Origin of the sequence: Actinomadura kijaniata NBRC 14229 (assembly GCF_001552175.1) — a bacterium.
In the GTDB taxonomy this organism is placed as follows: domain Bacteria; phylum Actinomycetota; class Actinomycetes; order Streptosporangiales; family Streptosporangiaceae; genus Spirillospora; species Spirillospora kijaniata.
Genome location: NZ_BCQR01000039.1, coordinates 1 through 12,549 on the forward strand (window position 1 = coordinate 1; position 12,549 = coordinate 12,549).

Annotated in this window: 14 protein-coding genes; 6 read left to right on the top strand and 8 right to left on the bottom strand. The window is 75.3% G+C overall.

Annotation, left to right across the window (positions count from 1 at the left end; genetic code table 11):
- Window positions 1–146 precede the first annotated feature (146 nt).
- Complete coding sequence (locus tag AKI01S_RS14045; RefSeq protein ID WP_218009673.1) at window positions 147–629, bottom strand: SRPBCC family protein; 483 nt, start codon at window positions 627–629, stop codon at window positions 147–149.
- Between the two features lie 99 nt (window positions 630–728).
- Window positions 729–1,673, bottom strand: coding sequence for an AraC family transcriptional regulator (locus AKI01S_RS14050; RefSeq protein ID WP_067816336.1), 945 nt, complete (start codon window positions 1,671–1,673; stop codon window positions 729–731).
- 60 nt (window positions 1,674–1,733) lie between these two features.
- On the opposite strand from AKI01S_RS14050, the gene AKI01S_RS14055 reads away from it, so the two are divergent.
- From AKI01S_RS14055 to AKI01S_RS14070, 4 genes are all read left to right on the top strand, one after another.
- A complete protein-coding gene (locus AKI01S_RS14055; protein WP_169813959.1) occupies window positions 1,734–2,555 on the top strand; it encodes a sugar phosphate isomerase/epimerase family protein in 822 nt (273 codons plus the stop codon).
- 68 nt (window positions 2,556–2,623) lie between these two features.
- Window positions 2,624–3,454, top strand: coding sequence for an NAD(P)H-binding protein (locus tag AKI01S_RS14060; RefSeq protein ID WP_067816342.1), 831 nt, complete (start codon window positions 2,624–2,626; stop codon window positions 3,452–3,454).
- Window positions 3,455–3,527: 73 nt separating this feature from the next.
- Window positions 3,528–4,034 (top strand): anthrone oxygenase family protein, encoded by a 507-nt coding sequence (locus tag AKI01S_RS14065; protein WP_083999542.1) that lies wholly within the window; start codon window positions 3,528–3,530, stop codon window positions 4,032–4,034.
- Window positions 4,035–4,110: 76 nt separating this feature from the next.
- Window positions 4,111–4,941, top strand: a complete 831-nt coding sequence (locus AKI01S_RS14070) for a Rossmann-fold NAD(P)-binding domain-containing protein (RefSeq protein ID WP_067816348.1) — start codon at window positions 4,111–4,113, stop codon at window positions 4,939–4,941.
- On the opposite strand, the gene AKI01S_RS14075 is transcribed toward AKI01S_RS14070, so the two are convergent.
- Window positions 4,921–6,351, bottom strand: coding sequence for an FAD-dependent monooxygenase (locus AKI01S_RS14075; RefSeq protein ID WP_067816353.1), 1,431 nt, complete (start codon window positions 6,349–6,351; stop codon window positions 4,921–4,923). The two genes, AKI01S_RS14070 and AKI01S_RS14075, sit on opposite strands and share 21 nt — an antisense overlap.
- A 101-nt stretch (window positions 6,352–6,452) precedes the next feature.
- Here AKI01S_RS14075 and AKI01S_RS53430 point away from each other — a divergent pair, with 101 nt between their 5' ends.
- Window positions 6,453–7,421: a TetR/AcrR family transcriptional regulator gene (locus tag AKI01S_RS53430; RefSeq protein ID WP_245681619.1), complete on the top strand. Its 969-nt coding sequence runs from the start codon at window positions 6,453–6,455 to the stop codon at window positions 7,419–7,421.
- A 9-nt stretch (window positions 7,422–7,430) separates the two neighbouring features.
- On the opposite strand, the gene AKI01S_RS14085 is transcribed toward AKI01S_RS53430, so the two are convergent.
- Window positions 7,431–8,330, bottom strand: a complete 900-nt coding sequence (locus AKI01S_RS14085) for a LysR family transcriptional regulator (protein ID WP_067816356.1) — start codon at window positions 8,328–8,330, stop codon at window positions 7,431–7,433.
- An 86-nt stretch (window positions 8,331–8,416) separates the two neighbouring features.
- On the opposite strand from AKI01S_RS14085, the gene AKI01S_RS14090 reads away from it, so the two are divergent.
- The gene (locus AKI01S_RS14090) at window positions 8,417–9,079 is read left to right on the top strand and encodes a type 1 glutamine amidotransferase domain-containing protein (protein WP_067816359.1); all 663 of its coding nucleotides are present in this window, start codon (window positions 8,417–8,419) and stop codon (window positions 9,077–9,079) included.
- 6 nt (window positions 9,080–9,085) lie between these two features.
- Here AKI01S_RS14090 and menC read toward each other — a convergent pair whose 3' ends face one another.
- From menC to AKI01S_RS14110, 4 genes are read right to left on the bottom strand one after another with little or no spacing between them, the layout of a single operon-like run.
- The gene (menC, locus tag AKI01S_RS14095) at window positions 9,086–10,189 is read right to left on the bottom strand and encodes an o-succinylbenzoate synthase (RefSeq protein ID WP_067816362.1); all 1,104 of its coding nucleotides are present in this window, start codon (window positions 10,187–10,189) and stop codon (window positions 9,086–9,088) included.
- The gene (locus tag AKI01S_RS14100) at window positions 10,186–10,971 is read right to left on the bottom strand and encodes a GNAT family N-acetyltransferase (protein ID WP_245681620.1); all 786 of its coding nucleotides are present in this window, start codon (window positions 10,969–10,971) and stop codon (window positions 10,186–10,188) included. The genes menC and AKI01S_RS14100 overlap by 4 nt, the downstream gene beginning before the upstream one ends.
- Before the next feature lie 38 nt (window positions 10,972–11,009).
- Window positions 11,010–11,801, bottom strand: coding sequence for an IclR family transcriptional regulator (locus AKI01S_RS14105; RefSeq protein ID WP_067816365.1), 792 nt, complete (start codon window positions 11,799–11,801; stop codon window positions 11,010–11,012).
- Window positions 11,802–11,830: 29 nt separating this feature from the next.
- Window positions 11,831–12,517: a Pr6Pr family membrane protein gene (locus AKI01S_RS14110; RefSeq protein WP_067816368.1), complete on the bottom strand. Its 687-nt coding sequence runs from the start codon at window positions 12,515–12,517 to the stop codon at window positions 11,831–11,833.
- Between the last annotated feature and the right edge of the window lie 32 nt (window positions 12,518–12,549).

A 12,549-nucleotide genomic window follows, 5' to 3' on the forward strand; every position in this document is an offset into this window, starting at 1 on the left:
CCCTCGCCTCCGGCGTCGGGCCCGCAGGTCAGGTGACGCGCTCGCGTGCGCGGCTGAGGCCCACTTTGAAACAGGCTCTAGCCCGCGCCCTCGAAGCGACGTCGTGACCGGTCATCGATGGCGGCGATCCACGCGGATCGCCGCCGTCACCCTCCGGCGGCGAGCTCGGCCAGGTGGCGCAGCGAGCCGGCGAGGTGGTCGGGGCCGAACGGCGGGAACCGGAGGTACTCCCGGATGGACGGCGGCACCGCCGACCAGTCGTAGGTGAGCGTGACCTCGGTCCCGGACGGACCGAGCGGCACCAGGTCGTAGCGCCAGGTCCAGCCGCCGAACTCCAGCCGGCCGTCGCCCTGCTCCTGGCCCGGCAGCCAGCCGATGGCGCGCGGCGGATCGAGCACCTGGACCCTGTTGGCCATCCGGTAGTCACCGTTCGGATGGTTGGCGTGGTACATGTCCATCCGGAAGATCTGCCCGACCTCGGTCAGCGGCGCCCGGTCGACGGCCTCCCGGACCCAGCCGGTCCCGTCGATCGCGGAATGGGCCGCCGGATCCGCCAGCACCGCGAACACCCTCGCGGCCGGCGCGGCGACGGTCAGGCTGGCGCTCACGTTCTCCTGGTCCACGGTCACGCACGCTCCTCGTCATCTCGTCTCGGGCTTCCGCAGGCGGAACGCTCCCGACAGGTAGACGACACGACGGGACGAAAGTCATCGGTCACCCGGGCGGCGCTAGGACGGCGCGGGGGCGCCGGAGCGGTACTCCTGCGGGCTGACGCCGTACTCGCGCTTGAACGCGGTGCTCAGCGCGAACGCCGTGCCGTAGCCGACCTGCCGCGCGATGGCGTCCAGCGTGCCGTCGCCCTCGCGCAGCAGGTCCGCCGCCTGCGCCAGCCGCAGGCTCGTCAGGTACGTCATCGGCGGCTCGCCGACCAGCTTCACGAACCGCTGCGCCAGCGCGGCCCGGGACGCGCCCACCTTCTCCGCCAGCCCCGCCACCGTCCAGGTGTGGGCGACGTCGTCGTGCAGCAGCCGGAGCGCCGGGCCCACCATCGGGTCGCCGTGCGCCCGGTACCAGCCGGGCGTCCGCGCGCCGGGCCGGGCGAACCAGGCCCGCAGCACCGTGATCAGCAGCAGGTCCAGCAGCCGGTCCAGCATCACGTCCTGCCCCGGCTCGTCCCGGACGATCTCCTGGCCGAGCAGCGGCACCAGCGGCGAGTCCCAGTCCTCGCGGCGCACCACCGCCAGCCGCGGCAGCGCCGCCAGCAGCCGCTGCGTGACCGCCCCGCGCATCTGGTACGCGCCGACCAGCATGACCGTGGCGCCGTCCGGGGCGGTGCCCCAGCTCCGCACGCCGAGGTCCATCGCCTCCGACAGGCTCACCCCGTCGGGGGTGGTGCAGCGCTGCCCGGGATGGATGACGATCTGCGGCTCGGTCGCCGGGGCGTCGGACACCACGTACGGCTCGGGCCCGCGCGTGACCGCCACGTCGCCGGGCCGCAGCTCGACGCGCTCGCCGTCGTCGTAGCGCACCCACGCGCCCGACCGGACCATCGCGACCAGGCACAGCGGCGCGCGGTCCTCGATCCGCACCGACCACGGCGGGTCCAGCGACGCCCGCAGCAGGAACGCGCCCCGCGCGCGGGGGCCGTCGAGGAGGTCGGTCAGCGCGTCCATGCCGCCACGATACGGTCGCCGCGTGGTTCGATGGAGACCCGGACGACGCGCGGAGGCCCCGTGGACGGCCGACTGATGGTGGGAACGACCTGGAGCTGCCCCGGCCTGACGCTCGTCGGGGCGCTGGAGACCCTGGAACGGGCGGGCTTCGCCGAGGCCGAGGTGTGGGCCGACGGCATGCACCTCGACCCGCGCGTCGACCCCGACGTCGCGGACGCCGAGGACTGGCTGCGCGCGCACCCGCTGGCCGTGCGGTCGGTGCACCTGCCGTTCGACGCGGTGCTGCCGGGCGCCCCGGCCGACGAGCGCGCCGCCGCGTGGGCCGACCTGTGCGGCCGGACCCTCGACCTGGGCCACCGCCTCGGCGCGGAGCTGGCGGTCGCCCACCCGGTGCTGTTCGGCGACGACGGCGACGACCAGGACCGGATGGTCGAGCGGTTCGTCCCGGCGCTGCGCGCGATCGCCGACCGGGCCCGCGCCCGCCGGATGCGCCTGACCCTGGAGAACATGCACACCCTGCGCGGCCCCACGCTGCGGTCGGTGCGGGACCTGCGGGCCGCGCTCGCCCGCGTCGCCCGCCCGGTGGGCATCTGCCTCGACGTCGGCCACGCCGTCTTCAACGGCCACCTCGGCGACGGGCTCCGCGCGGAGATCGAGGCCGCCGGGGACCTGCTCGCCCACACCCACCTGCACGACTCCGACGGCGCCGGCCGCGACCCGCACCTGGTGCCCGGCGACGGCGTCGTGGACTGGCCCGCGGCGGTGGCGGCGTTCCGGAGGATCGGCTACCCCGGCCGTCACGTGCTGGAGGTCCGCGGCGGCGACGACCCCCTCGCCACGCTGCGCGAGGCCCGGTCCCGGCTGGTGGCGACCGGACCGTAGACGCTGGCGTATGGAGCCCGGCGTCTCAACGATGTTCCACGAAGGCCGCCGCCGGTTGACTTGAGGACATGACGAACAGCAGCGAACTCACCCTCGTCCTCGCCGCCGGCGGCAAGACCGGCCGCCGCGTCGCCGACCGCCTGGAGGCCCGCGACGTCCCGGTCCGCCGGGGCTCCCGCTCCGCCGACCTGCCCTTCGACTGGAACGACCCGGGCACCTGGGCGCCCGCGCTCCGCGACGTCCGGGCCGTCTACCTGGCCTACTACCCCGACCTGGCCGTCCCCGGCGCGACCGGCGCGATCCGGGCGTTCACCGACGCGGCCGTCGCCGCCGGGGTCCGCCGGATCGTGCTGCTGTCGGGCCGGGGCGAGGAGGAGGCGCAGGCGTGCGAGCGGATCGTGCAGGCCGCGCCCGTCGAGTGGACGGTCGTGCGCTGCTCCTGGTTCGCGCAGAACTTCAGCGAGGACTACCTGCTGGAGCCCGTGCTGGCCGGGCATGTGGCGCTGCCCGCCGGGCCCGTGCCCGAGCCGTTCGCCGACGCCGACGACATCGCCGACGTCGCGGTGGCCGCCCTCACCGAGGACGGCCACGCCGGGCAGGTCTACGAGATCACCGGGCCGCGCGCCCTCACCTTCGCCGAGGCCGTCGACGAGATCGCCAAGGCGACCGGACGCCCGATCGCCTACGTCCAGGTGCCGGTGGAGGAGTACGCGGACACGCTGCGCGCCCACGGCCTGTCCGAGGACATCGTGGCGTTTTTGACCTACTTGTTCACCACGGTTCTGGACGGCCGCAACGCCGAGCCCCAGGATGGGGTGCGCCGCGCCCTCGGTCGCGAGCCCAACGACTTCGCCGACTACGCCCACACCACCGCCGCCACCGGCGTCTGGACGCCCTGACCCCTGGACCCCCTGCCCCCCGACCCGCCGGGGACGGGCCGCGCGCCCGTCCCCGGCCATGAGAGGAAACCCTGTGAAGACCCTGTTCACCGCCGTGCCCGCCGCCGTCACCCTGCTGATGGCCGCCGGGATGACCGGCGTGTTCTTCGCCTTCTCCACCTCGGTCATGCCGGGCCTGGACGCGTCGCGCCCGGGCACGGCGATCGAGGCCATGCAGCACATGAACCGCAAGATCCTGAACCCGCTGTTCCTGTCCTCCTTCACGCTGACGCCGGTGGCGGCGCTGCTGACCGCCATCCTGCTGTTCTTCCTGCTCGACCAGAAGATGGCGGCGCTGCTGTTCCTGGCGGCGGCCGTGGTGTACGTGCTCGGCTCGATCGCGCCGACGGCCGTGGTGAACGTCCCGCTGAACAACGTCCTGGACGCCGCGTCGATCCCCACCGACCCGGCCGAGGCCGCCCGGATCTGGGCCGACTACACGGGCCGCTGGACCGCCTGGAACCACCTGCGCGGCGTCGCCTGCGGGATCACCCTGCTGCTGGCGGCGTTCGGGATGTTCGCCTGGGGCCGGAACTCCTAGCCGACGAGACGATCTCACATGCGCCCGAGACGAACGACCATGTGAACGTCTCACCCCGCGCGCTGGAATGGGTGTCATGAACCGAGCACCGATCCTCGTACTGGGCGGCCGGGGCAAGACCGGCCACCGCGTGGCCGCCCGGCTGCGCGACCTCGGCGCCCCCGTCCGCGCCGCCTCCCGCTCCACCGGGACCCGCTTCGACTACGGCGACCCGGGGACCTGGGGGCCCGCGCTGGAGGGCGCCGGGGCCGTCTACCTCGTCCCCATGGTCGAGTACGTGGACCCCGCCCACGTCGTCGCGTTCGCCCGGCGGGCCGGACGGGAGGGCGTCCGGCGGATCGTCCTGCTGTCGGCCCGGGGAGCGGACGGCGGCGCGCACCCGCACCAGGAGCCGATCGAGACGGCCGTGCGCGAGGCGGCCCCGGAATGGACGATCCTGCGCGCCGCCTGGTTCGCGCAGAACTTCAGCGAGGACTTCCTGCTGCCCCCGGTCCTGGCCGGGGAGCTGGCGCTGCCCGCCGGCGAGGGGCGCGAGGCGTTCGTCGACGCCGGCGACATCGCCGACGTCGCCGCCGCCGCGCTCACCGGCGACGGGCACGCGGGCCGCGTGTACGAGCTGACCGGCCCGGAGGCGCTGTCGTTCCGCGCCGCCGCGTCCCTCATCTCCGAAGCCTCGGGGCGCGAGGTCCGCTACACCCCGCTCGACCGCGCGGCCTTCGTCGACCTGGCGTCCCGGCAGGGCCACCCCGGAGAGGTCGCCCGGACCATCGCGGACCTGATGGACTCGGTCGCCCGGAACGCGGGCGCACCCGTGTCGGACGACGTGGAACGCGTCCTCGGGCGCTCGCCGCGCTCCTTCGCCGAGTACGCCAAGGAGGCCGCCGCCTCAGGCGTGTGGAACCCCTGACCTGCTCATGGGGGCTCCCGCCAGCGCGGTCAGCGCCCGGCGGAGCCCGGCGGCGTCCGTGCCCGCCCAGCCCACGTGGCCGTCGGGCCGGACGAGCACCGCCAGGCCGCCCGGCCCGGCGGGCCCGGCCACGCGGACCCGGTCCTCCCAGCCGGTGACGTCGGCGTCCCCGACCAGCACGAACCGCCCGCCGCGCAGCGCCTCGTACAGGCGGACGCCGCCCGCGAGCCGGACGTCCGGGGCGCGGGTGCCGACCAGCCGGTGCGCCCCGGCGGGCGCCCGGTAGGCGAAGCCGACGCCGCTGATCCGCCCGGCGGCCCGCGCGCGGATCGCCGGGACCGCCAGCGCGCCCTGCCCGAGGAGGCCGCGCAGGACGCGGCCGACCGACGACCTGACCAGCGCCACGCGGACGATCGCGCCGCTGGTGTGCAGCACCGAACGGCCGACCGGATGGCGTTCGTCCTGGTAGCCGTCCAGCAGCGCGTCGGGGGCCCCGCGCAGCGCGGCGGCCAGCTTCCAGCCGAGGTTGGCGGCGTCCTGGAGCCCGGTGTTCATGCCCATGCCCCCGGCGGGCGAGTGGACGTGGGCGGCGTCCCCGGCCAGGAACACCCGGCCGACCCGGTAGCGCGGGGCCTGGCGCTCGTCGCTGTGGAAGCGCGACAGCCAGCGCGGGTCGTGCATGCCGAAGTCGTCGCCCAGGGCCCGCCGGGTCGCCTCGCGGACCTCGTCCAGCGCCAGCGGCGCGTCGTCGGGGAGGATGCGGCGGCGGTCCCAGGCGAAGACCCGGTGGTAGCCGTCGCCGAACGGGGCGATGAACGCGAACGCGTCCCCGACCGCGTCGGCCGTCAGCACCTGGTCGGGCTCCCGGGCGACCTTCACGTCGGCGAGCATGATGGACCGCAGCACCGACCGGCCGGGGAACGGCAGCCCGACCAGGCGCCGCACCGCGCTGTGCAGGCCGTCGGCGCCCACGACGTAGGCGGCCCGGTAGGTCCCGCCGTCCGTGGTGACGGTGACGCCGGTGCCGTCCTGCGACAGGCCGACGACCTCCGCGTTGTGGACGACCTCGGCCCCTGCCTGGAGCGCGCGTTCCAGGAGCAGGCGCTCGACGTTGTACTGCGGGGTGACCACCAGATGGGGGAAGCGGCTGGGCAGCATGCTCAGATCGACCCGCACCCGCCCGAACAGCCGCAGGCCGTCCAGGACCGTGCCGGTGTCCGTCAGCGCCTCGGCCAGGCCCCGCGCGTCCAGCTGCTCCAGCGTCCGGGCGTGGACCACGAACGCCCTCGACAGGTTGGAGATCTCGCCGTCCCGGCGTTCCAGCACGGTGACCGCGACCCCCGCCTCCGCCAGGTCTCCCGCGAGCAGCAGCCCGGTGGGCCCCGCGCCCACGACGATCACTTCGGTCATGGCCCCTCCTTCAGGTCAACGCTTGTTGGCCAACGCCTGTTGACTTCACTGCAACACGCCGCTCCTGGGAAGTCAACACCTGTTGGCCTACAGTTGTTGGCATGCAGGCCACCAGCAGGGAACGGCGTTCGGACGCCACCCGCAGAGCGATCCTCACCGCCGCCCGCGAACGCTTCGCCGAGGACGGCTACGACCGGGCCACCATCCGGGCCATCGCCGCCGACGCGGGCATCGACCCGTCCATGGTCATGCGGTACTTCGGCAGCAAGGAACGGCTCTTCGCGCTGGCCGCCGACTTCGACCTGCGCCTGCCCGACCTCACCGGAACGCCCCGCGACCAGATCGGCCGCAGGATCGCGGGCCACGTGATCGACCGCTGGGACGGCGACGAGACCCTCATGGCGCTCCTCCGCGCCGCCGTGACCCACCCGGCCGCCGCCGAACGCATGCGAGAGATCTTCGCCACCCAACTACAACCGGCACTAGCGGCCTTCACCCCCGCCCCTCCCGACGCCGCCGCGCCTGTCAGCGGCACCGCGCCCGAGCACGATGCCCCCTCCGCCGACGAGACACCACCCAGAAGCGATGCGCCTCCCGGCGACGCTGCGTCCTCTGAGGAGACCGCCCCCGCCGAAGGCGCCGCTTCCGAAAACGACGCCTTCCCCGCCGCCACGCCGGCGTCCGGGGAAACCATGGCTCCCGGCCCCTCCGTGTCTCCGGGTGCTCCCGCCTCTTCCGGCGTGCCCGCATCTTCCGACAGTGCCGCGTCGCCGGGCGCGCCCGGGGCTCTCGATGCCCCTGGGTCTCCCCATGCTCCCGCCTCTTCCGGCGCCGGTTCTTCCGGCGGTGCCGCGTCTTCCGGTGCTGGGCCTTCCGGCGGGGGTGTGTCCTCCGGGGATGTCGCCTTTCGGGCCGGGCTTGTCGCGGCTCAGGTGCTCGGGCTGGCGTTGACGCGGTACGTGCTGCGGCTGCCGCCCGTCGCCGCCATGGACCGGGACGCGGTCGTCGCCTGGATCGGGCCCACCCTGCAGCGCTACATCACCGGCGAGGCCGGGCCGGAGGGGCGCTGAGGCCGGTGGTCACCACTCCCGGGCGGCGTGGAGCAGCAGGTCGCGGACCACGGCGACGTGCGGGTTGCGTTCGGAGCCGGGGCGCCGCACCAGGTAGACCGTGTTGATCGGCGGGTCGTCGGGCTCGTGCAGCGGGACCAGCGCCCCGGAGGCGAGCTCGGCCAGGCACAGGTAGCGGGGGAGCACCGCGAACCCGGCGCCCGCCACGACCGCCGAGCGCACCCCGCGCAGGTCCGGGACGGTGACGGCGGCGCGGCACGACGGCCGCTCCCCGAACACGTGCCGCCAGTACCGGCGCACGATCGGCAGGTCCTCGGCGTAGGTGACCAGCGGCGCCCCGCCCAGGCCCCCCGGCACCCGCCCGCCGATCCGCTCGGCCCACGCGGGCGCGGCGACCAGCACGAACTCCTCGTCCATCATCGGCTCGGCGGGCAGCGTGCGGCGGCGCGGCCGGGAGGTGGCGACCACCAGGTCGTGCCGCCCGCCCCGCATCTCCTCCAGCAGCGGTTCGGTCAGCCCCGGCGCCGCCCGCACCTCGACGCCCCCGGCCGCCAGCGGGGCCAGGGCGGGCAGGACGCGTTCGCAGAGCAGCTCGGCGGGCCCCGCCAGGTACACCGGCTGGGCCGGGGACCCGGCCACGCCCCCGGCGACGGCCGCCAGCGCGTCCAGCGGGCCGACCACCCGCGCGGCCAGGTCGTCGGCGTAGGGGAGCGGGACGACGCCGCGCGCCCGCCGTTCGAACAGCTCGCGCCCCAGCCTCCGTTCCAGCGCCCGGATCTGCGCGGTGACCGTCGGCTGCGACAGCCCCAGCAGCTGACCGGCGGCGGTGAACGACCCGCCGCGGTGCACCGCCAGGAACGTCCGCAGCAGGTTCAGGTCCAGCGAGCCATCGGAATCCTGATAGCGCATAGAGCCCAGCTTATTGGTCCTCCTATGGCTCGCCCGCCTAGTGTCGACCGCGTTGAGGAAGTCCGACCACTGAAGGAGCACCCACGATGGCGAGGATCCTGTTCGTGATGACCGGGGCCGACCGCTGGACCCTGGCCGACGGCACCGGGCACCCCACCGGGTTCTGGGCCGAGGAGGCGGTGGTCCCCTACGAGGCGTTCACGGCGGCGGGCCACCAGGTCGTCGTGGCCACCCCCGGCGGCGTCGAGCCGCCCGTCGACCCGGCCAGCCTGACCCCCGAGCTCGCCCCCCGGCTGGAGGCGATCAAGGAGCTGCGCTCGCCGGTGCGGCTGGCGGAGGTGGACCCGGCCGACTTCGACGCCGTGTTCTACCCCGGCGGCCACGGTCCCATGGAGGACCTGGCCGTGGACGCCGACTCCGGCCGCCTGCTGACCGCGTTCCTGGCCTCCGGCAAGCCCCTGGGCGTGGTGTGCCACGGCCCGGCCGCGCTGCTGGCCGCCGTGGACGGCGACGGCGCCTCGCCGTTCGCGGGCTTCCGGCTGACCGGTTTCACCAACGCCGAGGAGACCCTGGCGGGCAACGCCGACAAGGTCAGGTGGCTCCTCCAGGACCGCCTGACCGAGCTGGGCGCGGACTTCGTCGAGGGCGAGCCGTGGGCCCCGCACATCGAGGTCGACCGCAACCTGTACACCGGCCAGAACCCGGCCTCCTCCGCCCCGCTGGCCGACGCGCTGCTCAAGGCCCTGTGATCCGGGTCAGGCCGGCAGCCACTCCGACCAGGTGGTGAACGCCCGCAGCCGTTCCGCGACCGGCTCCACCCCGATGCCGGGGCCGGTCGGCACGGCCAGGTGGCCGTCGTCCAGCACGAACGGCTCGGTCACGTCCTCGGCGAAGTACCGCCGGGACGCCGAGGTGTCGCCGGGCAGCGTGAACCCGGGCAGCGCGGCCAGCGCGACGTTGGCCGCGCGCCCGACGCCGGTCTCCAGCATCCCGCCGCACCACACCGCGACCCCGTGCGCCCGGCACAGGTCGTGGATGCGCCGGGCCTCCAGGTAGCCGCCGACCCGGCCCGGCTTGACGTTGATGATCGACGCCGCGCCCAGCGAGATCGCCGCCGCCGCGTGCGCGGCCGACTCGATCGACTCGTCCAGGCACACCGGCGTCCGGATGAGCTGCGCCAGCCGGGCGTGCTGCACCATGTCGTCATGGGCGAACGGCTGCTCGACCAGCAGCAGCCCGAAGTCGTCCAGCCTCGCCAGCCGGGGCGCGTCCACCAGCGTGAACGCGGCGTTGGCGTCCACCTGGAGCAGCACGTCGTCACCGAACCGCTCGCGCACCGCCCGCACCGGCTCCACGTCCCAGCCGGGTTCGATCTTCAGCTTGATCCGGACGTACCCCTCGTCGAGGTACCCGGCGACCGCGTCCAGCAGCTCGGGGACCGAGTCCATGATCCCGACCGAGACGCCGCACGGCACCCGGTCGCGGGACGCGCCGAGATGGCGGCCCAGCGACCGCCCGTCCTCGCGCAGCCGCGCGTCCAGCACGGCCGTCCCCAGGGCGTGCTTGGCCATCCGGTGCCCCTTGAACGGCTCCAGCGCCCGTTCCACCGCGTGCTCGTCCACGTCGGTCTTGGGCAGCGCCGGAACGAGGAACCGCCGCAGCACGTCCACCGCCCCGTCCACGTACTCGGAGGAGTACAGCGGGTCCGCCATCGCCACGCACTCGCCCCACCCCTCGGCGTTCGGCGTGACGACCCGCACCAGCAGCACGTCCCGCGCCGTCTCCACGGCGAACGACGTGCGGAACGGCGCCACCAGCGGCATCGCGATCCGCCGCAGCTCGACCCCGGTGATCCTCATGTGTCCTCCCGCGTCCCGGTGGAGCGATCCACGACATAGGCCGAGCGGTCGTGGAACCCGACGACCCGCGCGCCGCCGGCCAGCAGCCCGCCCAGCACCTCCCGCACCGCCGCCCGCCACTCCCGCGCGGCGGCCGGGTCCTCGCGCCGCAGCGCCTCGATGTCGGCGGGCACCTCGACCAGCACGACGTCGCCCCCGGCCGCGCGCACCACGGGCCGCCCGCCCCGGTCGGCCAGCAGCACCGGGCCCCCGGCGGCGGCCGGGGCGGGCGGCTCGTCCAGCCGCCACACCGCCAGCACGCGGTCGGTCTCGTCGCCCTCGTTGATCGTGTCGTCGAGCGTCCCGTAGAACGACGGCAGGTACTCCTCGGGCCGCGCGCCCAGCTTCACCAGGTTGAAGTAGGCGTTGCGGCGCACCAGCGGGTCGAACGTCCAGGTGATCCGGCGCAGCCCGCGCTCCAGCGCCCAGTCGCGCTGGTGCAGCTTCAGCGCCAGCCCGACGCCGCGCCCGCCGAGGGCGCCGGTGACGTGCGAGTGCAGCGCCTCCCCGGCGGGCTCGGCGAGGAACGCCACCGACGCGCCCACCATCGCCCCGCCCTCGAACGCCCCGGCCACGTAGTTGCCCGCGTGCGACAGCGCCCGCAGCAGCTCGACCTGGAACAGCGGCTCACCGGGCCGCCAGATCCGGTCGAAGAGGCGGTTGACCTCCGTCAGCTCCTCCAGCGTCCGCAGCTCGCGGACCCGCGGCCCGCGCCTCTCGCCCCCGGTGACCAGCGCACCCACCCCCTGCGGGGAGCGTAGCAACGCCGCCCCCGCGCGGGTCACGCCGGACGCGCGCCGAGCGCCCGGGAGACGCCCCGGGCGGCCACCCGGAGCGCGGAGACCTGCGCCCGCGCGCCCGCGTCGTTGGGCACCACCGCCGTCAGCGCCGCGACGACCCGCCCCCGCGCGTCGCGGACCGGCGCGGCGATGCCCGCGGCGCGGGGGTGGACGTGCCCCCGGCAGAACGCGAACCCGCCGCGGCGCACGTCGGCCAGCAGCGTGCGCAGCCGGGCCGGGTCGGTGACGGTGGCGGCGGTGAACCGCTCCCGCCTCCCGGCCAGGACCCGTTCCCGGACCTCGGCGGGCGCGTGGGCGAGCAGCACCAGCCCGCCGGAGGAGGCGTGCGCCGGGAGCCGGCCGCCGAACCGCGACGCGTCGACCACCGCGTCCGGGGCCGACAGCCGCTCGACGACCAGCAGCCGCGCGTCCTCCAGCACGCCGAGGTGGACGTGGTGGCCGACGACCGCGTGCAGGTCCTCCATGAACGGCGCCGCCGCCTCGCGCAGCCCCGCCGACGCGGCCCGCGACGCCAGCTCCCGCAGCCGCAGCCCGGCCCGCACCCGCCGGTCGGCGCCGCGCTCCAGCAGCCCGAGCCGCACCAGCTCGGCGACCATCCGCGACGTGGTCGCCATGGACACCCCCGACCGCCGGGCGATCTCCGCCACCGACAGCGCGGCCAGGTCCGGACCGAACGCCTCCAGCACCCGCACCGCCCGCGACAGCGTCGTCCCGCCCGCCGTCCCGCCCGCCGGTCCGCTCGCCGTCTCGTCCGCCGAGGCCGTAGCAGTCATCCCCACCCTCCGACTCTGACGGCCGCAACCTACCGGTCCGGACCGCCCCGGAGGGCGGGGCTTTTCGACTCCGCGGAAACCGGGACCTCCCGGCGCGCCCGCCGGCGGTCGAACAGCGCCGCCAGGCCCGCCAGCACCAGGAAGAACACCGCCACCAGACCGGTGTTGGCGAGCACGCGCGGATAGCCCAGCTCGGTCACGTCCACGAACGGGTACGGGTAGAAGCCGACGAAAGGCCCCCGCGCCAGCGTCAGCGCCACCCACGCCAGCGGCCAGAGCAGCGACAGCGCCACCACGCGCGCGGTGATCGCCCCGCGCGGGCCGAACAGCAGCCAGCCCGCCACGCACAGCACCGGCGAGGCGGTGTGCAGCAGGAAGTTCGCCACGGCACGCGCCCCCTGGGGATCCGACAGCCCGGCCAGCACCAGGTGGTAGACCACGCCGGTCACGGTGATCGCCAGCACGCCGTCGAGCCGCAGCGCCCGGAACGGGGCGCCGGGCCGCCCCGGCCGCAGCGCCAGCAGCAGGTTCGTCACCGCGACGATGACGTTGGACTGGATGGTGAAGTAGCACAGGGTGTCGACGACCCGTCCGGCGGGCGTGGCGAAGTGCCCGCCGTCGGCGGTCGCCGAGAGCACCAGTTCCAGGACCAGTCCGGCCGCCGCCACCAGCGCCGTCGCCGCGAACCACCCCCGCGCGACCGTCTCCCGAGACATGCCCCTCACCCTAGGAGATCAGTTGGAACGAT

Excerpts from the sequence above, each read along its gene's own strand:
- AKI01S_RS14075 (WP_067816353.1), bottom strand. The coding sequence starts at position 6,351 with ATGACCGAAGTGATCGTCGTGGGCGCGGGGCCCACCGGGCTGCTGCTC.
- AKI01S_RS53430 (WP_245681619.1), top strand. The coding sequence starts at position 6,453 with ATGCAGGCCACCAGCAGGGAACGGCGTTCGGACGCCACCCGCAGAGCG.
- menC (WP_067816362.1), bottom strand. The coding sequence starts at position 10,189 with ATGAGGATCACCGGGGTCGAGCTGCGGCGGATCGCGATGCCGCTGGTG.
- AKI01S_RS14110 (WP_067816368.1), bottom strand. The coding sequence starts at position 12,517 with ATGTCTCGGGAGACGGTCGCGCGGGGGTGGTTCGCGGCGACGGCGCTG.
- AKI01S_RS14050 (WP_067816336.1), bottom strand. The coding sequence starts at position 1,673 with ATGGACGCGCTGACCGACCTCCTCGACGGCCCCCGCGCGCGGGGCGCG.
- AKI01S_RS14060 (WP_067816342.1), top strand. The coding sequence starts at position 2,624 with ATGACGAACAGCAGCGAACTCACCCTCGTCCTCGCCGCCGGCGGCAAG.
- AKI01S_RS14085 (WP_067816356.1), bottom strand. The coding sequence starts at position 8,330 with ATGCGCTATCAGGATTCCGATGGCTCGCTGGACCTGAACCTGCTGCGG.
- AKI01S_RS14090 (WP_067816359.1), top strand. The coding sequence starts at position 8,417 with ATGGCGAGGATCCTGTTCGTGATGACCGGGGCCGACCGCTGGACCCTG.
- AKI01S_RS14070 (WP_067816348.1), top strand. The coding sequence starts at position 4,111 with ATGAACCGAGCACCGATCCTCGTACTGGGCGGCCGGGGCAAGACCGGC.
- AKI01S_RS14105 (WP_067816365.1), bottom strand. The coding sequence starts at position 11,801 with ATGACTGCTACGGCCTCGGCGGACGAGACGGCGAGCGGACCGGCGGGC.